The organism is uncultured Methanobrevibacter sp. (assembly GCF_902771435.1).
Taxonomy (GTDB): Archaea; Methanobacteriota; Methanobacteria; order Methanobacteriales; family Methanobacteriaceae; genus Methanocatella.
This window is the reverse complement of sequence record NZ_CACXXB010000010.1, coordinates 1-26,921: the sequence shown is the minus strand read 5'-3', so window position 1 is coordinate 26,921 and position 26,921 is coordinate 1. Positions and strand designations below refer to the sequence as shown.

Here is a 26,921-nt window from a genome sequence, read left to right as displayed (position 1 = left end):
AATATATTTGATAATACGTTCTCAGGGCGGAGTGAAATTCTCCACCGGGATGGAAGAGAAGTAATAGATTGTAGTTATTTTTAGCCCTGGTTCTAGTAAATAAGGAGATATTACTATGAATCAAGAAACAAACTTAGATGAAGCTTTAGAAGCTATTAGAAATGGTGAATTCGTACTTGTTTTTGATGATGATGATAGGGAAGGGGAAGTTGACATGATTATCGCTTCTGAATTTGTAACCCCTAAATCAGTTGCAACCATGAGAAATGATGCAGGCGGTTTAATCTGCAATTGTTTGCATGCTGATTTCTGTGATGCTATTCACTTGCCATTTATGGTGGACATCATGAAAGCGGCAACAGAAAAATATCCTGAACTTGCAGAGCTTGCACCAAATGACATTCCATATGATGAAAGGTCATCATTTTCAATCTGGACAAATCACAGAAAATCTTTCACCGGTATCACAGATCATGACAGAGCAATGACAATCAGTGAAATGGCAATCATGATGAAGGAAGAAAGGTTTGATGAGTTTGGAGCAACATTCAGATCTCCTGGTCACGTATGTCTTTTAAGAGGAGCAGATGGACTTGTTAAAAATAGACAGGGACATACAGAAATTGGTCTTGCCTTATGTGAACTGGCAGGCGTTACCCCTGTTTGTGTAGTTTGTGAAATGATGGATGGTGAAACTGGACAGGCTACATCAGTTGCTGATGCTCGCAAATACGCAGAAGAAAACGGATTGGTCTTGCTTAGAGGCGAAGACATCATTAATAAATATTTAGAGGAATAATTAATTCCTCTCATTTGACTTTTTAGCTATGTAATTGGCTATAAATTCTGTATTCTGTTTAATTTTATAGGAATTATAAATGCTGAAGGTTACGTATTTTCCGTCACGCATTTGTATTTCTAAACCATCTTTGATTTCTTTTGATGAGTTTATTGAAGCTATTTTTTCCCATTTGATTCTCAGTGTTTTGGTTTTCAGGGCCTTTTCAATGTGTATTCCATCTTCCAATATTTTAACGATTCTTACTATGCGGCGGTTTTTTTCCAGTCCGATTTGCACATTGCCGTTTTCATCAAAAATATAATCGGGAATAAGGCAGGTTGCTTTCCAGCCCTGTTTCATTTTCTTTAAAACATGACCCCTGTCTTTTTTGGTAAGTTTAACGCCTTTTTCGGGACTTAAATTAAGAGCCATTATATCACTTTACTTTTAATTTCATCGAATGAGTAGATTCTATTGAATTCAACTTCACGTGCCATTCCTATTATTTCATCCACATTTAAGTTGTTTTCTATTAATTCCATTGCATATGATGTAAACAGTTCATACCTGATTTCAACTTCCGGAATGAATCCTCTCATATCTGCATTTTTTAGTTTAGGAATCTTTAATACCTTATCAACACTGGTATTGTTTCGGATATACGGAACAACATTATCGAATATATTATCATTGTATACCTTGTTGAGCAGAATAGCTTCTACTGAAACTCCAAATTTTTCAAGCATGTTGGCATGTGAAACAACATCTATTGCTGCAGATTCAATGCCGCCCTTGTTCACACCTGTAGCCAATATCATCGGAATGTCTGATGACATTGCAATTTCAGCAGCAGAATATGGTACTTTTTCATTTAAAAGACCTGTAAATACACTCATAACCCCTTCGATAAGCACGATATCATAGTCGGATGCATTCAGTTTTGCGACTGTAGACTCAATGTCAGCCCAGCCAAGATGGCCAATTTTTATTGAAGCGAAATCTTCCATCTTCCCTTTTGTCAAATATAATCCCGGTATGATATCACGAACGTCGGGACCCACTTTCAGCAGTGCAACCTTGTAACCCCTTTTTCTGATAGCGCCTGCAAGGCCGGTAAGGATAAATGTCTTGCCGGAATCAGACCCGTTGCTTCCAATCATAAGGTATTTCGGTTTTTTGAGAGGTTTAATTTCAGGTATTTCAATTCCAGTGTTGATTCCAACTTCACTTTGCAGATATTTTTTCACTTCGAGATTTCTATTGTAGATGTCATTGAGGTCTTTTATGTCTATTTGTTCCTTCAGGTTTTCAACAAGAATAGGATTTTCATCCAGGATGCCATGAATCATGGTACCTATTACATTGCCGTCATCGTTACATGCTCCGGAAAAGATGTTGTAATCGCCTTTTTCGTTGGTATCTCCATAATTCATTCTTTGGACTTTTGAATAGAACAGAGGCTTTGCGTCCCCCTCGACCTTACCGTAGGTATGTGTGTGAAATCCGTCAACATCCTCTTTTTGGTTTTTTACTAAAAATGAGTTGTCGAAGACTTTTGCCTTGACACGGTCACTGGTAATCAGCGGTGAAAAGTTAACATCAATCAAACCGAGACCATCCTTGACGATAGGCACAGGTGACTTTCTGCCGATGTCGATTTGGTTTGAAAGTAGCTGAAAACCGGCACAGATTCCGATGATTGGTTTTCCGTCACGTGCCATTTTTCTGATTTCCGTATTTAATGGCATATTAATGTCGTTCGATTCGATTAATGTCCCACCTGGAATAATAAGTGCGTCCAGCTCATCTGAAGCTTTCATACCATTTACAAGACCATTTTCTTTAACAATATCTGTTGGCAGATTTCCAAAATCTTCAAATCCCGGAACGGATCCGTTCAAATATGCAAGTCCAATCTTTGTCATAAAGTAACCTCTCTTGATAATCTATTGTATTTTTTTAATAATATATTTTAGAGGTATGTTTCAAGTGTAAAGAAAAGTTAATTTCATTCTCTCATAATGACCAAATACGGTTTCGGTTATGGAATTTATTGTTTTTTGTATTCAATGCATCAACTTAAATGTTGATTATGTTCAAATTGAGTTGTTAAAAAAAAGAGTTTATTGAGTGTTTTCGAAAACACTCATAGCTTTAATAATTTTTAAATCATCCAATGGTTTTGCCTGAATCTGCAGTCCGACAGGAATGCCTTCAACTTCACCTGCAGGTATGCTTGCTGCTGGAATTCCGGCAAGGTTAGCAATAACTGTCAGGATATCGTAGGCATACATTTCCATTGGTTCAAGTTCAGTGCCGATTTCGTGAGGAAGTTTAGGAACGGTTGGTCCTACAATCAAATCAACGTTTTCAAGCATTGAGGTAATTTCTCCTCTGATTACAGATCTTGCTTTCAGTGCTTGCTTGTAGTATTTACCACTGAATTCAGCTTCTGCAATATGGGAACCTATTTTGATTCTTCTTAATACTTCTTCTCCACATACTTCTTCGATTCTGGATCCGTACTCTCTACCATCGTATTTTCTTGTAGCTGAGAAGAATTCGACATAGTTGATTAAGTAATATGTAGGTAAACATAAGTCAATGTAGTCAAAGCTTACTTCAACAAGTTCCGCACCGGCGTCGACCAATTTTTGAATGGCCTTGTTTACGGTTTTGTTGATTTCATCGTCAGTAACGTCGATGAATTCACTGCACACAGCTATTTTCATACCTTCAAGGGAAGTGTCTTTCAATACTTCGGTAAAGTCAGGTTTTTCCCAGTCAAGTGTGGTACATTCGGTTTCATCGTATTTTGCAATGGTATTTAATGCTACTGCAATACCGCTGACATCATTGGCCAACGGTCCGATTTGGTCAAGACTCATTGATAAGTCCAGAAGTCCTTGTCTTGAAACTGCACCGTAAGTCGGTTTGAATCCTACAACTCCACAGTGTGAAGCAGGGTTTCTGATGGATCCTCCAGTGTCGGACCCGATTGAAATGTCACACATTTCCGCTGCAATTGCCGCTGCACAGCCTCCGGAAGAACCTCCAGGAATTCTGCCCATAGCAGCCGGATTCTGTGTAGGTCCGTAGTAGGAGGTTTCAGTAGAACTTCCTGCTGCAAATTCATCCATATTTAAAATACCGATGATTATTCCGTCTTCTATCTTCAACATTAATGTTTGCTTTTATACCGAATACCAAACCAGCTAAAGCGCCGACATCTTCGCCGTTAGCGATTTTTTCATCAATAGCTTCTGCTTGTTTTAATGCATTTTCATAGTTTAATTCAATGAATGCATTAATTTCTTCGTTATTTTCATCAATAACTTTAATGAAGCCTTCTACATTTTCTTTAGCTGTCATTTCTCCATTTTTAATGGAGTTCAATTTTTCAATAACGTTCATTAAAACACCTAATAATCGTAAATTATAATATTATTAGTTTATTTTTCAATGTTTATATAGGTTGTTTTTTTTCAATGCAAAATGTCTCAAGACAATATGTATTTTTGAAATGCACTATGGTATTATGAGGGAAAATTTCTGGAAACTTTTTTTCATAAATTTTAAATATTTTTTTATTTCAATTATTAAACATGAAAAAGGCTGTCGTATTTGATAACTCAGGAACATTAATAGAAAGGTACAGGGTCATTAAGGATGTTATTAATGATAATATATTCACTGATATCAATTCCCTGGATTTGATTGACCAGGCAGACGCCCTTGCTTTGGTTGTTTTACAATTCAATACCAACAAGCTTTTAAAATTGAATCAAAATACCCTTGTTTCCGATGTTATTAAAGAATATGGTATTGACTTTGACATTAGCTTTTCTACCAAACAGGTTTCAAAGGCTGAAGTCAAGGATATTCTTGACAATGAAACATCCACTACAGTTTCTGACATTACCGACGGATTTGAAATTCTCAAAGAAAAGATCTCAGAAATGGAGCTATGCAACGGTTCGGCTTTGATAGTCGACATGGACCTAGGGGTTGTTGCATACACAATAACTTCTGCAGGCAGATTTTTCCCAAAGGTTTTTGAAACTGTTGAAACATTGAAATCCCGCGGAATCGAAATTTTTATAGCTTCAGGCGACAGAAAAGGGGCCATCAACAGACTTGCAAACATGCTTGACGTTCCCGAAGACAATGCTTTCGGTACTGTTTCAACCAGAGGAAAGTGTGAAGTGGTTTCCATCTTGAAGGATAGCGGCTATAAGGTCATGATGGTTGGAGATGGTCTTAATGATATTTTAGCTTTTAAAAAAGCCGATGTCAGTGTCCTGACTATTGAGCAACAGGAGGAAGTGTCTCCTAAAATGATGGACAAGACAGATTATGTCATTGAAGACATTTTTGAGGTCACCATGATTGACTTTTAGATTTATTTTTTTTGAAATGTATAACTTATAAGTTATAACTTATAACTAATAACTTATAAAAAAATAATTAATAAATTATAAGTTATCAATGACCTCCTTACTTTTTAGGATGTTATCAAAGTTATTCAGCTCTATGATAGCAGTATCAATCTTTTTTAGTAAATTCAAGTCCAGTGTACCTTCACCTAAGGTAATGTGCTGATCCTTAACACCATCATTATCGTTGAGATGACAGTAGCTGATGTTTTTCAGTTCAAGCATTTCAGCTATGTTTCCGCATGTGTTTCCGTGACCGGTATCGATTGTCAGACTGCATCCGGTTGCATCCTGAATCATTTCGATTTCTTCAACGGTATTTCCCAGGAATTTACCCCTAACCGGCATATTTTCAACTGAAATTTCAACATTGGTGTTGTCGATGATTTCTCCAATGCTTTCAATAGCTATTTCCAGTGCCCATTTTCTAAGGTGAGGTTCGTTTCTTCCGATTATTCCGGGATGGACTGTTATTGTGTTTGCATTGATGCTTTCTGCATATTGTCCACAGTGTATCATTTGCTTAACACTTTCATTTCTTATTCCCTTGTTGAGACTTGCAATATTAATGTCTACCGTAGCGGCATGCATTCTCATGTCAATGCCACAGTCCTTGAATTCACCGTTGTCCTTTTCAAAGAATGGCCCCTCTGCAAGAATTTCTATTATTTCAAATCCGTGTTTTTTAGCTAAATCGATGATGTCATTGTTAGGTTCCATAAATAAAGCCAGTGTCGTAAAACCTAATTTCATATTTATATATTAGTAATGTAAATATAATAAGTGTTTACATATATCAAATTTTGACATAAGGTGAAATATGACAGATGAAAATTTTGATGAAAGTCAAACTAAATTAATAAAGCATTTCTCCAACGGACTAACCCGTAATTTGATATTATGGATCATTTCCAAGGAAAAAATCCATGGATACGGAATAATGAAAAAGCTGGACGAGTTTTTTGATTTCGACGATTTGGACTGCGACATCAAAAACACCTCCAGCAAAGTCTATCCGATCTTAAGAAAAATGGAAAGCAACGGATTGATAGTTGGGGAGTGGGATATTAATGAAAACAATAAGCGAGTAAAATATTATACTATTACAGAGGAAGGCTTATTGATTTTGGACCACATCGGCAGAGTCATGAAGTCTATAGCCGATAATCCGTCATGGTTAATGTTTTATAAGGATATTGCGGGAGTTGAGATTAGCTATGAAAAACGCAATTGAAACAAAAAATCTAACGAAAATTTACAACAACAACTTCACGGCCGTTAATTCTCTTAACCTGGAAATACCTGATAAGACAATTTTTGGAATGTTGGGTCCTAACGGAGCAGGCAAAACCACAACAATCAAAATGCTCACATGTCTGATACAGCCCACTTCCGGTCAGGCTTTTGTCGACGGCTATGATGTTCAAAAAAATCCAGATGAGGTAAGAAACCTTTTGGGCATGGTTCCCCAGCAGGTCAGCTTATATAAGGATTTGACAGTAATGGAAAATTCACAGATGTGCGCAGATTATTATGGCGTTCCCAAAGACGAGAGGGATTCAAGGATAGAAGATTTGATGGAACTCGTTGACATCAAATATGCAAAAGATAAGCGTGTGGGCCAACTTTCAGGAGGTCAGAAGCAAAAGGCATCTCTTGTGGCAAGCTTGGTTCACAGGCCGGACATTCTATTTTTGGATGAGCCTACCATCGGGCTTGACCCTACTACAAAACGTACACTATGGGATCTGATTAGGGAATTGAACGACAACGGTCATACTATAATTTTATGCTCTCATGATATGCATGAGGTGGATATGCTTTGTGACAATGTAGGTATCATTAACACAGGCAATTTGGTTGCTTATGACACTCCACAGGGTCTTAAAGATGCTCTTTTGGAAAGCAATAAGCAGGAAATGACCGATGCATTAAGTAAGATTTCCGAAGAAAGCGACTTTAACACATCATCCAAAGAGGATTTGGAAAATCTCAGTTTAAAAAAGATGTCTGTGCTGTTAAAAAATCAGGATGAAAGCATAATCGATTCAATCAAACTGTCCAACAACGTCAAATCTATAGAAATTGCTCACAATGGCCGTATCAATTTAAGGATTGACAGTTTTGATGACATGGCCGTTCAGAATGTCTTGAACGATATCATATCCTCCGGAGGCATCATCAAGTCAATTTATACTGAGGAGCCTTCCCTTGAAGACGTATTCATAAAATCCACATCAGAGGTGATTGAAGATGATAGAGCCTAACAAATTTTGGTGGATGATTAAAAAGGAACTGATTTCTCTTAAAAGGCACCCTGCCAGGCTTGTGTCTATATTGGCATTTCCTATAATCATGATTTTACTTTTTGGATATGGAATGGGTGGAGAAATGACCGATTTGCCTATAGTTGTCGTTTCTCAAAGTGATGGTGATTTGACAGATTTGACTCTCGACACTATCAAATCAACCGAAACATATCATGTTGTTGAGGTTATGGACAGTTTAAGTGATGCTAAACATAGGGTCGATTCCGGCGAAGTAAAGGCAGCCATAATACTGCCATCGGATTATGATGACAATTCGTCCCAACAGAAGGGAGTAACGCTTTATCTGGATTCATCGGATCAGATGGCATCACAGATTATTGAATCATCAACTCAGGGAATATTTTACAGGCTTTCAAATATGGTGGCTTCACAGACCAGTGTTTCCACTCAAAATGCAAATATCACTCCGTCTTTGGGCCATTCGTTGAATAATTTCAAGGATGACATTAGCCTGCACATTAACAGGATTTACGGAAATATCAAATACATTGACTTCCTGGTTCCTGCAATTCTGGGAATGACAATAATGATGAGCTGTATGATGGGAATGGGTTCCACAATAGCAGGTGAAAGAGAAACCGGTGAACTTGCAAGACTGTTCATGACTCCAACTTCTGTTTCCACTGTAATTGGAGGTAAGATTGCTGCCAAACTTTTAATTGAACTGGTAAGGGCTTTGATTTTGATATTCATGGCAGTGTTACTGTTCAATGTAAGCATTAAGGGAGGATTTCTCCAGACTTTCATTGTTTTAGTGGTTGGTGCTTTGTGTTTTGTCGGTTTTGGAATCATGCTTTCGGCAAGAACTTCCACTCAGGAGGATTACGCTCAGGTTTCACTTCCGTTTTCAATGCCTATGATGTTTGTTTCAGGAGTATTTTACCCGATTGAAACAATGCCATGGATTTTACAGAAACTGGCATATATATTCCCATTGACATACTTAAATGATGCCATGAGAGGAATAATGCTTAAAGGACAAAATTTAGGCGATGTGTGGTTGGATTTAGTTATTCTATTAGGTTTTACTCTATTGTTCTTTATAATTGGTGTAAAACGATTTAACAGGGATGTATAGGAGGTTTGAAAATGAATAAAAAATTATTGATAGGATTTGTTATATGTATTTTATGTTTGTCTCCGATTGCGGCAGAAGATTGGAATTCGTTTGCAGGTGGAGTTGACCATGCAGCTTACAGGGATGATAGTTCAGATTTTGTGACAAATCTCTGGACTTTCAATGTCGGGTCTCCTATTCATTCATCTCCGGCGATTTATAAGGACTATATTTATGCCGTATCCAGTGACGGAATTTTAAAGGCCATTAATATGGAGACAGGCGATGAAGAGTGGGATTTTGATTTGGAATCCAAAACCAACTCCTCACCAATAATCAATTCCGATATTCTATATGTCGGATGTGAAGACGGCTTGAAGGCTATCAACATTAACAATCATACGGTTGAATGGAAATTTGATTGTGACTGTGTTGATTCATCTCCGTTTTGCTATAAGGACGTAGTATATTTCGGCAGCAATGACGGTCATCTCTATGGTCTTGATAAGGATAACGGCACTGAAGTATTAAACAAAAAATTGGACGGCGAGCTTAAATCCTCTCCAATTGTGGTGAATGATTCTGTATATATCGGTTCTACAAACTGCAAAATGTATAGCCTGGACACCAAAGGCGATTCCAATTGGAATTTCACTACAGGTGATGAAATCATTTCCTCTCCTGGCTTTGTAAACGATACTGTAATTTTCGGATCAAGTGACGGAAACATTTATTGTCTTAATGAATCAAACGGCAATCTTATCTGGAAAGAGGATTTGAACAATAAGATTCTATCTTCACCAACTATTGATGAGCATGACAACAGCGTCTATATAGGCTCTGATGAAGGCAATCTAACATGTCTGGATATTCGTGACGGAACTATAAAGTGGAGTAATTCCTTAGGAAATAAGATACAGTCCACACCCGCTTTAAAAGACAATTTGATTGCATTTGGTTGCAGCAACGGATATCTGTACGTGTTGAATAAATACACCGGCCAGGAGGCATTCTCCTATAATCCGGGTACAGTTTTATTTAACTCACCTATTACCTCTTCACCGGTCATTAATGGCAACAGCCTGTTTTTCGGTGACGATTCAGGAAATCTCTACTCCCTGAATATCGACAAACATGAGGTGCCGGGTTCAACACAGATGTACATGTCTTTAGCTGTTTTGATAATCGTTATTGTAATAGCTATTGTCGTTATAAGAAAGGTTAGGGGTAGGAAATAATTTTCTACCTTTCTATTTTTTTTGAATAGATTTATTAATTTTCATTGTTAAATAATCATAAAAGGGAAGTATTACTATGAATGAAATGGAAAATCTCAAAATGAAAGATATGAATTTGGCCGAAAAAATTTATATTTTTGACACAACATTAAGGGACGGCGAGCAGACACCGGGTGTTGCTTTGACTGTTGATGAAAAGATTCAGATTGCTCAAAAACTCAATAATTTGGGTGTTGATAAGATTGAAGTCGGTTTTCCGGCTTCTTCCAAAGGAGAAGTTGAATCCGCTCGAAAAATCAAGTCCATGGATTTGGATTCCACTCTTGTCGGTTTGGCACGTTCTCTAAAAAATGATATTGATGCAGTTTTAGATGCCGATTTGGAATATGTTCATACTTTTATTGGTACTTCCCCATTGCATCGCGATTACAAGCTCAAGATGGACAGGCAAAAGGTTATTCAAACCGCCGTTGATGCAGTCGAATATGCCAAGGATCACGGTTTGACTGTTGAGTTTTCAGCAGAAGACGCCACAAGAACAGAAAGGGACTTCCTGTTTGACATTTACAGAGAGGTTGTAAGCGCAAAGGCAGATTTCCTGGATGTTCCGGATACTGTAGGGGTACTGACACCTGTTTTAACCCGTGAGCTAATCACTGATATTAAAAATAACTTTAATGCTCCTGTTAGTGTGCATTTCCACAATGATTTCGGACTTGCAACTGCAAACACTCTTACAGCTATCGAATGCGGTGCCAATCAGGCTCATGTTACTGTCAACGGTCTGGGAGAGCGTACAGGTAACTGTTCACTGGAGGAGCTGGTCGTTACTCTGAAGGTAGCCTACGGCATAGATTTGGGTCTCGACACTACAAGATTGTACAGCTTGTCAAATCTTGTCGGTCGTTTCACTGGTGTTAAGATGCCTGTCAACAAGCCTATAGTAGGTGACAATGCCTTTGCCCATGAATCAGGCATTCATGTTCATGGAATTCTAAACAATTCCTCTACTTATGAACCGATGTCACCTGAAATGGTCGGACACTCAAGACGCATTGTTTTGGGAAAACATACTGGAGCCAATGCATTGAAGTCCAAACTTAAGGAATATCACATTGATTTGGATGATGATCAGTTCTGCAAGGTCTTCGATGAAATCAAGTCATTGGGCGACAGCGGAAAATGTGTCACTGATGATGATTTGGTGGCTATAGCTATTACTGAATTGTCTTCCGCCCGTGAAACTCCGATTGTAATTAAGGGATTGAGCATTTCAATGGGCGCAAACGTTTCCCCTACCGCTACAGTAAAATTGGAAATTGATGGTGAGGAAAGTGAAACCGCAAGCACCGGTGTAGGTCCTGTCGATGCCGCATTAAATGCTATAAGGCAATTGATTCAGGGGACTATGGATATAGAACTGGAGGAATATAATTTGGAAGCTATTACAGGAGGTACCGATGCGCTGGCCGAAGTATTCGTAATAAGTTCAGATTCTCACGGCAACAAGTCAACGGGAAGGTCAACCAATCAGGACATTGTAATGGCAAGTATTCTGGCCGTTCTCGATTCCATAAATAAATTATTGCTTATCCAAAGAGCACAATAACATACTCTTTTTTCATATTTTTATTTAATTTTTCATTTTTTTTAATTCATTTTTACCTATATCTTCATGTTTTATTATTTTTTCTAATATATCTTTCATATTTTGTTTCAATATTATAAAATATTCATTATTTTATTTTTTTTTGTTTAATTATAGGCATGTAAAATTTTATATACATCGTCCACAAATATTAATATGGTGACTTAAAAATGGAGAATAATACAATTTTTGTAGGTAGCAAACCTGTTATGAATTATGTTTTAGCTGTCGTCACACAGTTTAATGAAGGTTCAACTAGCGTTTTACTTAGAGCTAGAGGAAAAGCTATTAGTCGTGCTGTTGATGCTGCTGAAATTGTAAGAAATAGGTTCGTACCTGATGCCGATGTTACAGACATTAGAATTTCAACAGAAGAGATAGAAAATTACAATAATGAAAAAACTAATGTCTCAATAATAGAAATTTTAATTGAAAAGAGCGAATAACTCTTTTTAATCAAATTTCTTTAATATATTCTTCTCAAACAGGTATTTGGAAAGCAAAATATTTGATGTTCCCTTTCCACAAGCTTCAGTTTTCCCTTTTTTTATTGCTTTCAATACACTGTCGATATCTTTTTCACAATGTATCATACTATAACAATCGCCAACGAATTTATAATAATGTGCATCACTTGCACCTAGTTCTGAAATATGTTCATTTTTGGATAATTTTTTAGCTTTATTGTTGCAATAACCAACAATGAATCTTGCATTTTTTGTTTCGATGGCATCGATTTTTAGGGTCTTATAGTCTGTCTTGTGCAGCAGACCGTGTCTGTAAAAACAGTAAGGGTGAGGTATAATTGCAAGACCTCCTAAATCATGAATTCTGTCTATGGTATCTTGTGGTGACAGGTCACGGGGTACATTTTCCTCGCACCCAAAACCAAGAATATGGCCTTCACTTGATGAAATTTCAACAGATGGTATGGCAAGTATATCTGTATTTCTTGTTTTTTTCACAACTTCACTGGTTCCATCTACTGTATTGTGATCACTGATTGCAATTATGTCAATGTTTCTCTTCTGTGCAACTTTTATAATGTCATCGATTTTTGAATGTGAGTCAGGTGAATACTCGCTGTGTATGTGTGAGTCCATCTTAAACATTTTATCTTCCCAGTGCAGTTTCTATTAATCCTACAGTACCTGTCATCATCACATCTCCTCCGGGAGCTGCATGATGCCAGTCAAGTCCTGTTTTTTCTATCAGTTCCCTTTTGGGACCGCTGACAATAACCTTTTCGATTTTTGATATTGGATTCAATACGTGCGCTCCATGACCATGGTCCTCATGGACTTCCTCATGGGTTATTTCTCCTGATGCCAAACGTTTGATGTATCTTTCAAGTGATTCACCGGTCAGGCTTGAAGTGTGATGCTCGAACACTCCCTGAATTTTGCCGTTTTCTATTGATGCTGCTGTGGTGTGTCCGTTTCCTATATCAATTGCTATAAAACTGTTTAATTTTTTCGCTTCCTCATCAAAACACATTCCGGCTATTGAAGCGAATTTGGTATCCATCACTAAAGGAACCTCTTCTATGCCTTCGTTTCTGATTTGTCTTCTGACCGCCTGCATTCTTGTGAAATATTCAGGCACATCATCACTGAATCCAAATTCCAATGGTGAAATAGGCTCATTTACCTTTTCTCTTATTTTTTCAAATCTGAAATCCCTGTCGCCCATATTTTCATTATATCCGTGATCCTGGACAGCAATGGCTATTTTGTCGAAATCGAATTCCAGGTCATATCCGAGCAGAAATTCGGACAGCTTTGTTATGTTGATGTCGCCAAGTGTTATTTTAGTATAATCCTTGTAGTCCTTAGTTTCATCGGCGATTTCTATTCCGATAGCCTTGACCTGTTCTATGTTGTCCCTGATTGTTTTAGCGCATGTCGGTTCCATAACTACTTTATATCCCTTTTCCATATGTTCCAAAAGGCTTTTTTTTATTTTTCCTCCACCCATTATTTCTCCATCGAAATATAGGTCATTTTCTATTTCCCTTATCTTTTGGGATATATAAAGGTGTGGAGATGGCAAAACCAGTTTTATTGAGTTTTCCAGTTCCTTTTGAGTATCATAAATCATCATGTCCTGTGTTCCGGTTCCAACATCAATAGCTAAAATTCTCATATTCTTTAATTGTTTTTTATCCTATTAATAATTACAGTGTACATTTTTGTACAACAAAGCTTTAAATAGTACATTATATTAAACTATAATCATGACTTATAAAATTGAATTATCATCAGACGAAGTGCCGAAACAATGGTATAATATGCTTGCCGATTTACCAGTTGAACTGCCGGCTCCTAAAAACAGTGAAGGCAAGGATCAGATTTCTTCTTTACAATTGGCTTTTACAAAAGCGGCCTTAGAACAGGAATTTGCTACTGACCGCTATATTTCTATACCAAAAGAAGTTCGCGAACTGTATATGGAAATGGGAAGACCTTCTCCTTTGGTGAGGGCAAATAAGCTCGAGGAATATTTGAATACTCCTGCTAAAATTTATTTCAAAAGGGAAGATTCCTCACCTACAGGTTCTCATAAGTTAAACTCTGCTATTCCTCAGGCATATTTTGCCAAAAAGGAAGGTGTTGAAAGATTAACCACTGAAACCGGAGCAGGCCAGTGGGGTACAGCATTGTCCTTGGCATGTAACCTCCTTGACATTGAATGTACTGTTTATATGGTTAAGGTCTCTTTCAACCAAAAGCCTGACAGGAAAAACATCATGCACATTTATGACAGCACAATCTTCGCTTCACCTAGTGAAAACACCAAGGTCGGCCGTGGAATATTAGCCGATACTCCTGACCATCCAGGTTCTTTAGGTGTAGCAATTTCCGAAGCTATGGAAGAGGCTTTGGAAAATGAAAACGTCAAATATTCTTTGGGAAGTGTTTTAAACCACGTTATGCTTCACCAGACTGTAATCGGTCAGGAATTAAAGACACAGCTTGAAATTGCTGAAGAGGAACCTGACGTAATGATTGCATGTGCCGGCGGTGGTAGTAACCTGGCAGGATCCCTGTTCCCGTTCATTAAGGATAAGATTGACGGAAATTCAGATACTCAGTTTATTGCAGTAGAGCCTAGTGCATGTCCAACATTAACAGAAGGTTCCTATGAGTATGACTTTGGAGATACCAATGAGTTTACCCCTATGCTTAAGATGTTTACCTTAGGTCACGATTTTGTTGCTCCTTCCGTTCATGCAGGAGGTTTAAGATATCACGGTATGTCACCTATCGTTTCCCTTTTAACCAAGGAAGGCTATATTGAGCCTAGATCAGCTCATCAAGTGGACTGTTTCAATGCGGGTATTACCTTTGCACGCAATCAGGGTATTGTACCAGCTCCAGAAACAACACATGCAATCAAAGTTGCTATTGATGAAGCTATCAAATGCAAACAAACCGGTGAAGAAAAGACTATTGTTTTAAACTTCTCTGGTCATGGAATGCTTGACTTGAAAGGATATGCTAGTTATTTTGAAGGAACTATGCAAAACGCTAAATAATCCTTCTTTATTTTTTTTGTTTCATTTTACTTATAACTTATAACTTATTATTTTTTGTTATAACTTATAACTAATAATTTTTAAGTGTTAAGTTATATGTGAAAACAAATACTTTATAAGGAAGAAGTTATAAAATATAACTTATTTGTTAAAAGTTAGTTATGATAAGTTATTTCTTAAAACTTATTTTTTATAACTTCAAAGTTTTAACTTAAACCTTAATTCCTATCCCTTAGAAGTTGGAACTTATAAGTTATTTCCTTTAAGTTTTCATTTACAAGTAATAACTTAATCCTTTTAACTTATACTGGATAACTTAGTTGTTATTCTTTAAACCTGAAACTTTTTAAGTTATAAATCATAACGGATAACTTAAAACTTATAATAGGAGAATTCTAATGAGTGAAGTAATTGCGGTGATGAATCAAAAAGGGGGCTGTGGTAAGACAACTACTGTTGTAAATACTGCAACATCCCTAGCGGTAATGGGAAAATCTGTTTTAGTCGTTGATATGGATCCTCAGGCTAATGCTACAACCAGTTTTGGGATCGATAAGACTAAAGTGGAAAATTCTATCTACGAGGCTATCATAGGGGATATAAGTGTAAAAAAAGCAACAATTCCTACGTTTATTAAAAATTTGTTTATTATCCCAAGTAATATATCCCTTAGCGGTGCCAGCATGGAGCTTTCTCAACGTGAAAATTATCACATTATCTTGAAGGAAACTCTTCAGGATGTTGTCCCATTATTTGATTATATATTCATAGATTTACCTCCTTCCCTTGGCGTACTTACTGTCAATGCATTAGTAGCTTCGGATAGTGTTCTAATACCTATCCAGGCTGAGTATTACGCCTTAGAAGGTGTAGCAGATTTGATCAATACAATTAAATTGGTAGAAAGAAGACTCAGAAGCCCTACTCCAATCAAAGGAATTCTCCTCACACTCTATGATAAGAGAACAAGACTCAGTAAGGATGTTTACAAGGAACTTAAAAGTTATTTTTCAGAAACTGATTTACTTTTCAAAACAGTCATTCCAAGAAATATTCGTTTGGCGGAGGCTCCAAGTTTCGGTAAACCTTGTCTGATTTATGATCCGGACAGTACAGGAACTAAAGCTTATCTTAAATTGGCTAAAGAGATTCTAAAAAGAGATGGGGAGGATCAGTAAATGCCAAGGAAAGGACTTGGAAAAGGACTGGATTCTTTAATTCCTAATTTTTATGATGAGGATTTTGACAGTAATTCTACTCAATCTCTTGAAGATATATTGAATGATATTGAGGAAAAAGGTCCTGAAGAAGAAAAGTCTACTAGTGAACAAAAAAATATATTCGAAGAGATAGAGGAAGAAAATGAAGAAGAAAATACTCCTGTTCCCGATTCAGATGAAAATGAAGAAGGAGAAAAAACAGATGAACCACAAGACGAAGGAGTTGAAGAGAGCAGCGTCACATCCGAAGTCATATCTGGCGATAAAAACCCTGAAGACAGCGTACAAACTTCACAAAAAATACAAGTAGACCCTGCTCATGTTGAGGAAGTAAAACAAATTGTGGATAAGAATCCAAGGATTACACTTTGGTCTGCAAGGTCATCTGCGGTATTCAGATATTTGCGTAAAACCGAACCTGAATTCAGTATATCAAAAGAGGCATCTACTTTAATCGATGAGGCCGTCTCTAAAAAATACCCTGAAATATGGGAATTGTTTGATGAATACTGATAATCTTTTTTTCTATTGAATATATTTTAACACTTGAAATTATACTTTCTATATTTTCAGATTAATATATTGTAAAAATTTTTTTCTATTGTTTTAACTTGTTTTAAGCACAATTTAATAAAAACCAAATTCCTTTGTTAATGGTTTAATTGGATTAAAAATCTAGAAATCGAATGTGGTTTGATATTGTCCGCTTATTTTAATGTATGGTTCGGCCCTATCCACAACAACGCCCAATTTTCTCAGCTGTTCTTTATTGGTGAATGGCAATTTTTTTCGAATAGATATTATCTGACGTGCTGATTTTGTACCGATTCCCGGAACCCTTATCAATTCTATAAACGGTGCACTATTAATTTCTACAGGGAATATGTCCATATTTTTTGCAGCTAAAATTTTTGGATCCTGTGTAAGGGACAGCTTATCGTTTTCATCAAATACCAGTTCCTTAACCTTATAATGATAATCATTAAGCAGACTGTCAGCATTATATAATTTTGCAGTCCTATCGGTAGAGCATGCTTCCTTATTGTCCAGTTCTGTTTCTGCGATTGGTGTAAATGCTGAAAAGTATGTCCTCTTCAGTTCTGATTTTTTGTATATTTTTTCCATTCTACTCAGTATTTCCTTGTCACTTTCACCGTTGGCACCGACAATCAGCTGTGTAGTATGGGTAGAATTCGGATATGTTGTACTTTTATGCTGCAGGGAATTAATCCAGGACAGTCTTTTTAAAATGTCTTTATTGTAATCCTTGGTAGATGATAGTTCAGCCAGACCTGACGGGGTGGCGGCTTCAATGTTGATGCTTACCCTATTGGCCAGTGCCATTGCCCTTGCAATGGAATCCTTGCTTGCCCCCGGAACTACCTTAAGGTGTATATAATCATCATATCCATATTTGTTTCTCAGAAGATGAACGGTTTCTATCTGCTTTTCCATTGTAGAGTCCACATCACCTGAAATGCCTGAACTTAAAAACAATCCGTTTACCAGTCCTCTGTTGTAATATCCAAGAAATGCCTTTGCAAGCTCTTCCGGTGTTAGTTCAAGTCTTGTGAAGTTTCTTTTGGACTGGTTGATGCAATACTTGCAGTCGTTTTTGCATCTGTTAGTCAGGAGTGTTTTAAAAAGCGGAATCTTACATCCGTTATGTCCGGTTGCCTCATATATTCCAGGCAGGTTTACCTGTGAACTTTTGTTGTGGCTGACATAATCGCAGAGATCATACTGCGCAGAATCCGTTAGGATTTTCATCCTTTCCAATGTAGTCATGATAATAGTTATGTAATTTATATTAAATAACAATTCTTTTTAAAGTATAATTTCTTTTATATTGTAGACAATGTTGTAAAATATTTATTACATGAAAAATGAACATGTAATATATTTTATACATGAATAATTGAATGTGTAATATATTGTATACTTAAATCTAATAAACAAAAAAATTGGTATTAAAATTATAAAGAATTAATAAAAATTGAAAATTAATATTTAATTATTTAATTTTTTTACTAAATTTTTGTATTTTTATTTATATAAAATTTTGTTTCATTGTATTAAAACAAAATTCAAATAGTAATCTTTATATTATACAATATATCATATATAAGTATGCATATGTGTTTGGATTATAGCAGATATGATTAGGACATGTATGTTAATGAAAAAATTTGTTTGAAAATAGTATTAAATATTTGAAAAAACAGAAATTAGATGGCTTCCTGATTAATTTTGGGGAACTGTCGCAAGGCTTTTGACACATGTCTTAACCATGAGCAATTATGGTTCAGTTGTAGGACATATACCTAGTAAAAAAAGATCAATTTAAATTTAGGACACATACCTAGTAAAAAAAAGATCAATTTGCTTTCTATTTAGTTAGGGTCCAATATAATTAAATAGAAAGATTTGTAGGTTTACTTATCCTATATAAGTAATCATTAATTTCACAATAACTATGCTATGTTATCCAGATATAGTACAGGCTTTTAGAGTCGGATCAGTTATTTTAAATCAATCAGGTTTGGTTTTTATATGGCTGATTTAGTTATTTTTTTTATTTTTTTAACTTTTTTTATCAACTTCAATGAATTATCTTCGAGTTTTTTAATTTTGTTTATGACATATAAATATAAAAATTTATATATGTTGAAAATATATATATCAATTGATACTTAGGATACTATTTTATTTAGTATTTTTTGTATCGAATTTCCGTTTTTTTACTATATTTCGTATTATTAAAAGGCAAAAAGTTTTCATTAAACAAGTTAGACAATATAGAAGTTTTTTTACTATATTTCATATTATTGATATAAGCAAAGAGTTTTTCATTATAAATTAAAGTTAAACAATATAGATTGTTTAAAAAGGAGTATGTTTATGCGTTTTAAGCGACATATGTTTTTAACTTTAATACTATTATTGACGATTTTTTCGCTTTCATTTGCAGCTGCAAGTGAAATTGGAACATACGAACAAAATGCTGGTGAACTTGAATCGCTATCGATGTCTGATCTAAATCCAATCGATGCTAATTTGAACAATGTTAATGTGAATTCTGTAGATGAAAGTAATGATAATTCAGCGGATAAAACCGGTGGATTAGTAGATGAAATTAAAACTGACGATTGTTTGACTAATAATGGAACAAAATTATTGCGTTCTAGTAATGATTCTGAAATATATAGAGATAATAATGTTTTAAAAGTAAGTAGTGCTGGGAATACCTTGGATATTCTTGGTGCTAGTAATTTAGAAATAGAAAATGATGGTTTAGTTCTTTTTGGTGCTGAGAACGGTTTAGAGGTTCTTGGTGCTAGTAATGATGATTCTGTGCTAGCTGCTGTTAATGATGAACCGGTTCTTGGTGCTACATATAATTTTCATACTGGTGACACAATAAATGATATATTTAATGCAATTATAAATGCTCAACCTGGAGATGTAATATATCTAAATGGTGGAACCTATAGAACTGGAAGTTATCATACTGTTTCAGGGCGACATACTATTCAAAATGTTAGGATTGTTGGAGGAAGTCAAAGTGATCCATCTCAAGTTGCTACATTTGAAGTGGGTGGTGATGGAAATGTATTTGACTTCAGAGGCGCTCAACAAAACGGGAAATATACTACTGCTAATGGTTATGATTTAGTGGACGTTACTTTTGAAAATTTAAAGTCTTCCGGGAGAATGTTTGAATTCTGTAGCGGATCTTTGACAAATGTTGTTTTTAATAATATTGAGACAAATCAGCAAATGTTTTTCATATATGGAAGTGCCTATGATTCTACTGGTGCTCGTAATCCTCAGCCAACAACACTGACTAATGTTAATTTCACCAACTGTAAACAAACTTATCCTGGTGATAATGGTGTTGATGACGGTAGCGGTCAGTTCGGTGTACTCTTCGGTGCCAAACTGGTTGGATGTAACTTTATTAATACAAGCTCTGCTAATCACGGTGGTGCTTTTTGTCTTTCAGACGAATATCGTGGTGGTCCTCAAGAAGTTGCAAGTAGTTTAATTGATTGTAATTTTATCAATATTACTTCTAGATGGTTTGCAGTCTATATACATGGAAATTACACCGAGACTGGTTATTATATTTCAGGACCTCAAGTGCTTGATAACTGTAAGTTTATTAATTGTACAGGAACAGGCGAATATGGTGGTGCACTTGGAATAAGTCATAACAATGTAATTATAAGAAACTGTGATTTCATCAATAACACTGGTGGACAAGGTTCCGCTGTTATGGTTGGTGGGATTGACCCCGACCATGACGGATTCTGGGGTCTTAATACTCAAGGAAATAATATTACACTTGACAATTGTAACTTTATAAATAATGTTGCAAAAACTGAAGGTCAAACTAGTTCACTTTGTATAGCCAGATGGCATAATGTAGAGGATGGAGGACATACTAATCAAACACTTTACAGATATGAAAATGGTCAATACATTCCAGATCAAAATGGTGAATGGTATTGGAAGCATGATGATGATTTGACATTCAATGCAAGCGGTAATGCAGCTGCTGTTTATGTGTATGGTAATGATACCAAAGTCTTCAATACAGTCTTTGAGAACAATAATGCTTCAAATGATGGTGGTGCTGTTTACATTTATGGTTGGGGCACTCATTTTGAAAATTCAACCTTACGTAGTAACTCTGCTGTCAATGGTACAGTATACATCGAAGGTCCAAATACAAAAGTTATCAATTCAAACTTTACAGATAACACTGCGACCAATGGTGCAGGAGTTTATATTATAGGTGAAAATACCTACATTGCCAATTCAAACTTCAATAATAACACTGCAGATCCTGACTCCGGTGTAGGTGGTGCTATTGACGTTATTGGTGACCATTGTACTCTTTTAACTGTTACTTGTACCAACAACACTGCTTCTCGTGGTGGTGCCGGATTTATCCGTGGTAATAATACAAAAGTTACAAACTCAACATTTGACAATAACAACGCTACCTTTAGAGGCGGAGGTTTAGACGTTTACGGTAACAATTTCAACGCAACAGACGTTGAAGTGTCCAACAACAATGCAGGTACCGACGGTGGTGCTGTATATGTTAGAGGTCACTACGCATCATTCGAAGATGTAACATCCATTAACAATACAGCTTCCAGAGGAGGTTCCACTTTTGTTGAAGGAGACCATACAAAAGTTATAAATGGTGTTTTAGACAATAACAGAGCTATCTACAATGGAACTGAAGGTTCCGGTAGAGGTGGTGCACTGGACCTCGCTGGTGCAAACTGTGAAGTTCACGACCTTGAAGTGTCCAATAACCGTGCTGGCGGTGAAGGTGGAGCAATATACATCAAATCCGATGGTTTAGAAATTTACAATATTAACTCTACCAACAACACAGCTACTCTTGGTGGTTCAACATTCATTTACGGTGACAACATCACTGTTCACGATTGTATCTTTGACGGAAACAATGCTACCCTTCGTGGTGGTGGTCTAAACGTTTACGGTGACTATTGTGATGTGCATGATGTAGAAGTGTCCGACAACAATGCAGGTACCGACGGTGGTGCTGTATATGTTTTAGGAGACCATTCTAAATTTACTCGCGTAACATCCATTAACAATACTGCTGCCAGAGGAGGTTCCACTTTTGTTGAAGGAGACCATACTACTGTTATCAATTGTACTTTAGACAATAACAGAGCTATTTTCAATGGAACTGAAGGTTCCGGTAGAGGTGGAGGTTTAGACCTCGCTGGTGCAAACTGTACTGTTAATACTCTTGAAGTGTCCAATAACCGTGCTAGCGGTGAAGGTGGAGCAGTATACATCAAATCCAATAATTTAAATGTTTACTATATTAACTCTACCAACAACACAGCTACTCTTGGTGGTTCAACATTCATTTACGGTGACAACATCACTGTTCACGATTGTATCTTTGATGGAAACAATGCTACTCTCCGTGGTGGAGGTTTGAACATTTTAGGTGAAAACTGTACAGTTTATAATGTTGATGTATCCGACAACAATGCAGGTGCCGAAGGTGGTGCTGTATATGTTAGAGGTAACGATGCTACATTCAGAAACGTAACATCCGTTAACAATACTGCTGCCAGAGGAGGTTCCACTTTTATTATAGGTAACAATACTGAAGTTACCAATTGTACTTTAGACAATAACAGAGCTATCTACAATGGAACTGAAGAATCTGGTAGAGGTGGAGGATTAGACCTCGCTGGTGCAGGCTGTAAAGTTCATGACCTTGAGGTGTCCAATAACCGTGCAGACAAAGAAGGTGGAGCAATATACATTAAATCCAGTGATTTATCCCTTCATGGAATTGATTCTACTAACAACACCGCTCTGCGTGGAGGTGCTGTATTCGTTGAAGGAAACAATATTACCATTGAACATTCAGTATTTGACAATAACGTAGCTATTTTCAATGCAAGCGAACCTGAAACTACCGGTATTGGTGGTGCAATTGACGTTTTAGGTAATGACTGTAAATTCATCAACATTACTTCCATAAACAACACTGCTTACCGTGGAGGTTCAACATTCGTTCGTGGTAACGACACCTATATAGCAAACTGTACTCTGGACAACAACACTGCTGATTTACGTGGTGGTGGTATAAATGTTGCAGGTGACAGATGTACTATTGAAAACGTTGACGTATCCAACAATAGGGCAGGCCAAATGGGTGGTGCTCTTTATGTAGATTCAGACGGTACTATAATGATTAATGTTACTGCTGATAACAACACTGCTCAACGTGGTGGTGCTGCATTCATTAACGGTACTAATATTAAAGTTACTGGTGGTGAGTTGAACAACAACAAAGCTATCTATAATGGATCTGAGAATACCGGTTTAGGTGGTGCGTTCGATATTGTTGGTGACAATATTCTTGTAAATGGTACTCACTCTAACAACAACACTGCTTATCGTGGTGGTTCTACATTCATCCGTGGTAATAATATAACTGTTCAAAATTGTAACTTGGACAACAACTCTGCTGATTTACGTGGTGGTGGTATTAACATTGCTGGTGACGGTTGTACAGTTGAAAATGTTAGCGTATCCAACAATAGAGCAGGCCTTATGGGTGGTGCTATTTATGTTAATTCAAATGGTACTAACGTGACTAATGTTATTGCTGATAACAACACTGCTCAACGTGGTGGTGCTGCTTTCATTAACGGTACCAATATTATCGTTACAGGCGGTGAGTTGAACAACAACAAAGCTATTTACAATGGATCTGAAAATACTGGTTTAGGTGGTGCGTTCGATATTGTTGGTGACAATATTCTTGTAAATGGTACTCACTCTAACAACAACACTGCTAGACTTGGTGGTTCTACATTCATCCGTGGTAATAATATAACTGTTCAAAATTGTAACTTGGACAATAACTCTGCTGATTTACGTGGTGGTGGTATTAACATTGCTGGTGACGGTTGTACTGTTGAAAACGTTAGTGTTTCAAACAATAGGGCTGGTACTCTAGGTGGTGGTATTTTTGTTAATTCAAATGGTACTACATTTACTAATATTACTGCTGATAACAACACTGCTCAACGTGGTGGTGCTGCATTCATTAACGGTACCAACATTATCGTTAGAAACGGTGAGTTGAACAACAACAAAGCTATCAACAATGGAACTAATAATACTGGTTTAGGTGGTGCATTCGATATTGTTGGTAACAATATTCTTGTCGATGGTATTACATCAAACAACAACACTGCTTATCTTGGTGGTTCTACATTCATCCGTGGTAGTAACATAACAGTTAAAAATTCCAACCTTGACAATAACTCTGCTGAATTACGTGGTGGAGCATTGAACATTGGTGGAGGTATAGGTTCTCAAATCATCAACGTTAGCGCATCCAACAATGAGGCTGGTACTCTAGGTGGTGCTGTTTACGTTGAAGGTGATAAAGCCTTATTTGATAATGTTACTTCTATTCACAACACTGCTGTGGAAGGTGGTTCCTCATATATTGCGGGTAATGAAGTAATTGTTAGGAACTGTAACTTGGACAATAATAGTGCTACTGACAATGGTGGTGGACTATACGTTTCTGGTGACAACTGTACCTTTGAAAACGTGGCTCTTTCCAATTGTAATGCTTCCCAATTTGGTGGTGCTGTTTACGTTGAAGGTAACAACGATGTTTTCGATAATGTTACTTCCATTCACAACTCTGCATATCACGGTGGTTCATCTTACATTAATGGTGACAATACTACAATTATGAATTGTAACCTGAACAATAATATCGCTTATACTGGTGGAGGTGTATATGTTGATGGTAACGATTGTAAGTTTGTAAATGTAAGCCTTTCAAATTGTATTGCTGAAGAAAATGGTGGTGCAATATTTACTGATGGTAATTTCACATCTCTGGATAATGTCACATCCACAAACAACACTGCAGGATATTACGGTGGTTCAACATATATCTCCGGAATCAATGCTACCGTTAACAATTCTGATTTCATAGACAATCATGCTATGGCCGGTGGTGCAATAGATATTGAAGGTGATAATGCCACATTTACAAATAATGACATTTTATATAATGATGCAGAATCCGGTGGTGGAGTTTATATTGCCGGACATGGCTCTGAATTTTCAGACAACCAAATGTCCTATAATGAAGCTAACTTCGGTGGTGCAATCTATATAGACGGATCAAGTTCAGAATTTACCGATAACAACATTACATTTAATAAAGCTACCTCTATGGGTGGTGCAGTATTTATTTATGGTTATGGTTATGATTATGAAATTACTAATTTCACAAGCAACAACATTTCATCAAATCGTGCTACCCTCTCTGGTGGTGCAATATACAGTGAAGATGAAAGTTTAAACTTTAACCAAATCTATGCATTTAATAACACTGCGCTAAAAGGTGGTTTTGCAAACATCATTTCTTCTAACGATTTAGATGTTGAAAACTCAACATTCATAAGCAATCATGCGTTAGGATACATCAGTGATGGTGATGGTATTGGTGGTGCATTCATCATATCAGGTACAGCCAATGCAACCATTCAAGGTAATTTCTACAACAATACTGCAGAATTCGGAAACGGATCCGCAATTTATGTTGAAGACTCTACTTTGAAAGTATATGACACAAGGTTATATGACAACTTGGCACACTCTTGGGCCTTGCCAATATCTCCTAAAAAAGGTACAGTTTACCGTTTAGGTGAAGAGATAATTGTAGAAATCTGGCATATAGGTGGAGACAATATCGCTAACGGTATCCATAGTAAAGATGCTCAAAGTAATGTTACTATAAATAATATTACATATGAATTCTATAATCATGGTAACCGAACTACCAAAACAACAGACGCTATTGACCAAACTCCGGTCATTGGCTGGGAAAACAGTGGTGATGGTAATCTTGTTTATCTTGATGATTTAGAAGACAATCAAGAGATATTCTATACTATAACCAAAATCGGTGTTGGCGAAGAACCAGATCCTTCCAATATAACTGATATTAGAGGTAGTATACGCTTAAATCTTACAGGATATTCTGTTGGAAGATACAGAATCGATGCAAATTATCTTAGAACTACTTATTACACAGAGATTTCAAACGTGACATGGATTATCATCTATGATGTATCCGAAATCAATGTAACTAAGGTTTGGGATGATTATGACGATTATGATGGTATCAGACCTGATAATGTTACTATTCAATTGTATAATGACACTGGTTTAGTAAGTGAAGTAGTTTTAAACGATACTAACAATTGGACATATGTTTTCGATAATTTAAATATTACAGATGAAAATGATACTGTAATTAATTATACAATTCGAGAATTGCCAATTGATGGTTACTTAACTGTAATTAATGGTACTAATGGAACTACTGCATTTGTGACTGTTACTAACATTCATGTTCCTATGACTAGTGTAAATGTTACTAAATATTGGGATGATGGTAATAATGCTTGGGATACTAGACCTGCTAATATTACTGTTTATTTATTAGCTGATGGTACTAGGATTGCTAATGCTACTTTGAATCGGTCTAATAATTGGTATCATTCCTTCACTAATTTAACAGTCTTCAATGGTACTGAAAAAATCAAATATACTATTGAAGAAGATAATGTCACTGTTAATATGACTAATGTTCCTGCTGGTGTTATTTCTGTTGATTATGTAAGTTTGATTAGTAATAGCACTGCTTATAATTGGACTGTTAATAACACTTTGGTTACTGTTGTTAATGCTACCAAGATTTGGAATGATGGTGATAATGCTTGGGGTACTAGACCTGCGTATATTACTGTTTATTTATTAGCTGATGGTGTCAGGGTTGCTAATGCTACTTTGAATGAGGCTAATAATTGGTATCATGAGTTTACTAATTTGACTGCATTTAATGGTAATGATCCTATTAAATATTCTATTGAGGAATTGAATGTCACTGTTGCTAATGTTCCTGCTGGTGTTATTTCTGTTGAGTATGTAAGTGTGATTAGTAATAGCACTGCTTATAATTGGACTGTTAATAACACTTTGGTTACTGTTGTTAATGCGACCAAGATTTGGAATGATGGTAATAATGCTTGGGGTACTAGACCTGCTAATATTACTGT

General features: G+C 36.4%; 18 protein-coding genes and 1 pseudogene. 12 read left to right on the top strand and 7 right to left on the bottom strand.

The genetic code is table 11. The annotated features are described in order from the left end of the window. The first annotated feature begins 115 nt into the window (after window positions 1–115). Window positions 116–799: a 3,4-dihydroxy-2-butanone-4-phosphate synthase gene (ribB, locus tag QZU83_RS03865; protein WP_295609816.1), complete on the top strand. Its 684-nt coding sequence runs from the start codon at window positions 116–118 to the stop codon at window positions 797–799. Here the strand turns inward: ribB and QZU83_RS03860 are convergent, their stop codons facing one another. From QZU83_RS03860 to QZU83_RS03850, 3 genes and pseudogenes are all read right to left on the bottom strand, one after another. Next, a complete protein-coding gene (locus QZU83_RS03860; protein WP_295609814.1) occupies window positions 800–1,213 on the bottom strand; it encodes a hypothetical protein in 414 nt (137 codons plus the stop codon). Then, window positions 1,213–2,706 carry a cobyrinic acid a,c-diamide synthase gene (locus QZU83_RS03855; protein WP_295609812.1) on the bottom strand — a complete coding sequence of 498 codons (1,494 nt, stop codon included), beginning with the start codon at window positions 2,704–2,706 and terminating at the stop codon, window positions 1,213–1,215. The genes QZU83_RS03860 and QZU83_RS03855 overlap by 1 nt, the downstream gene beginning before the upstream one ends. A gap of 198 nt (window positions 2,707–2,904) precedes the next feature. After that, window positions 2,905–4,195 (bottom strand): annotated as a pseudogene (locus QZU83_RS03850) (amidase family protein). Window positions 4,196–4,386: 191 nt separating this feature from the next. Here QZU83_RS03850 and QZU83_RS03845 point away from each other — a divergent pair. Further along, the gene (locus QZU83_RS03845) at window positions 4,387–5,181 is read left to right on the top strand and encodes an HAD family hydrolase (RefSeq protein WP_295609811.1); all 795 of its coding nucleotides are present in this window, start codon (window positions 4,387–4,389) and stop codon (window positions 5,179–5,181) included. 75 nt (window positions 5,182–5,256) lie between these two features. On the opposite strand, the gene QZU83_RS03840 is transcribed toward QZU83_RS03845, so the two are convergent. Further along, window positions 5,257–5,970, bottom strand: a complete 714-nt coding sequence (locus QZU83_RS03840; protein ID WP_295609809.1) for a sugar phosphate isomerase/epimerase — start codon at window positions 5,968–5,970, stop codon at window positions 5,257–5,259. A 67-nt stretch (window positions 5,971–6,037) separates the two neighbouring features. On the opposite strand from QZU83_RS03840, the gene QZU83_RS03835 reads away from it, so the two are divergent. From QZU83_RS03835 to albA, 6 genes are all read left to right on the top strand, one after another. Continuing rightward, the gene (locus tag QZU83_RS03835) at window positions 6,038–6,451 is read left to right on the top strand and encodes a PadR family transcriptional regulator (RefSeq protein WP_295609807.1); all 414 of its coding nucleotides are present in this window, start codon (window positions 6,038–6,040) and stop codon (window positions 6,449–6,451) included. Beyond that, on the top strand, window positions 6,435–7,484 hold the full coding sequence (locus QZU83_RS03830; protein WP_295609805.1) for an ATP-binding cassette domain-containing protein: 1,050 nt from the start codon (window positions 6,435–6,437) through the stop codon (window positions 7,482–7,484). Before QZU83_RS03835 ends, QZU83_RS03830 begins: the two co-directional genes overlap by 17 nt. Then, window positions 7,471–8,625 carry an ABC transporter permease gene (locus QZU83_RS03825; RefSeq protein ID WP_295609804.1) on the top strand — a complete coding sequence of 385 codons (1,155 nt, stop codon included), beginning with the start codon at window positions 7,471–7,473 and terminating at the stop codon, window positions 8,623–8,625. Before QZU83_RS03830 ends, QZU83_RS03825 begins: the two co-directional genes overlap by 14 nt. Window positions 8,626–8,636: 11 nt before the next feature. Next, entirely contained in the window at window positions 8,637–9,842 is a 1,206-nt protein-coding gene (locus QZU83_RS03820) for a PQQ-binding-like beta-propeller repeat protein (protein WP_295609803.1), read from the top strand. 85 nt (window positions 9,843–9,927) lie between these two features. Further along, window positions 9,928–11,451: a 2-isopropylmalate synthase gene (locus QZU83_RS03815; protein WP_394350258.1), complete on the top strand. Its 1,524-nt coding sequence runs from the start codon at window positions 9,928–9,930 to the stop codon at window positions 11,449–11,451. 209 nt (window positions 11,452–11,660) lie between these two features. Further along, on the top strand, window positions 11,661–11,936 hold the full coding sequence (gene albA, locus QZU83_RS03810) for a DNA-binding protein Alba (protein ID WP_295609800.1): 276 nt from the start codon (window positions 11,661–11,663) through the stop codon (window positions 11,934–11,936). A gap of 6 nt (window positions 11,937–11,942) precedes the next feature. On the opposite strand, the gene QZU83_RS03805 is transcribed toward albA, so the two are convergent. Both QZU83_RS03805 and QZU83_RS03800 read right to left on the bottom strand, forming a co-directional pair. After that, on the bottom strand, window positions 11,943–12,602 hold the full coding sequence (locus tag QZU83_RS03805; RefSeq protein ID WP_295609798.1) for a PHP domain-containing protein: 660 nt from the start codon (window positions 12,600–12,602) through the stop codon (window positions 11,943–11,945). Between the two features lies 1 nt (window position 12,603). Then, window positions 12,604–13,635: a DUF1786 domain-containing protein gene (locus QZU83_RS03800; RefSeq protein WP_295609796.1), complete on the bottom strand. Its 1,032-nt coding sequence runs from the start codon at window positions 13,633–13,635 to the stop codon at window positions 12,604–12,606. 91 nt (window positions 13,636–13,726) lie between these two features. Here QZU83_RS03800 and QZU83_RS03795 point away from each other — a divergent pair, with 91 nt between their 5' ends. From QZU83_RS03795 to QZU83_RS03785, 3 genes are all read left to right on the top strand, one after another. Continuing rightward, a complete protein-coding gene (locus tag QZU83_RS03795) occupies window positions 13,727–15,028 on the top strand; it encodes a TrpB-like pyridoxal phosphate-dependent enzyme (RefSeq protein WP_295609795.1) in 1,302 nt (433 codons plus the stop codon). Window positions 15,029–15,426: 398 nt separating this feature from the next. Beyond that, window positions 15,427–16,206, top strand: a complete 780-nt coding sequence (locus QZU83_RS03790) for a ParA family protein (RefSeq protein ID WP_295609793.1) — start codon at window positions 15,427–15,429, stop codon at window positions 16,204–16,206. Then, on the top strand, window positions 16,207–16,761 hold the full coding sequence (locus QZU83_RS03785; RefSeq protein WP_295609792.1) for an AAA family ATPase: 555 nt from the start codon (window positions 16,207–16,209) through the stop codon (window positions 16,759–16,761). Between the two features lie 162 nt (window positions 16,762–16,923). Here the strand turns inward: QZU83_RS03785 and QZU83_RS03780 are convergent, their stop codons facing one another. Beyond that, on the bottom strand, window positions 16,924–18,036 hold the full coding sequence (locus QZU83_RS03780; protein WP_295609790.1) for a radical SAM protein: 1,113 nt from the start codon (window positions 18,034–18,036) through the stop codon (window positions 16,924–16,926). A 1,113-nt stretch (window positions 18,037–19,149) separates the two neighbouring features. On the opposite strand from QZU83_RS03780, the gene QZU83_RS03775 reads away from it, so the two are divergent. Then, the coding region (locus QZU83_RS03775; RefSeq protein ID WP_295609788.1) for a Cna B-type domain-containing protein at window positions 19,150–26,921 on the top strand (7,772 nt) is incomplete at its 3' end.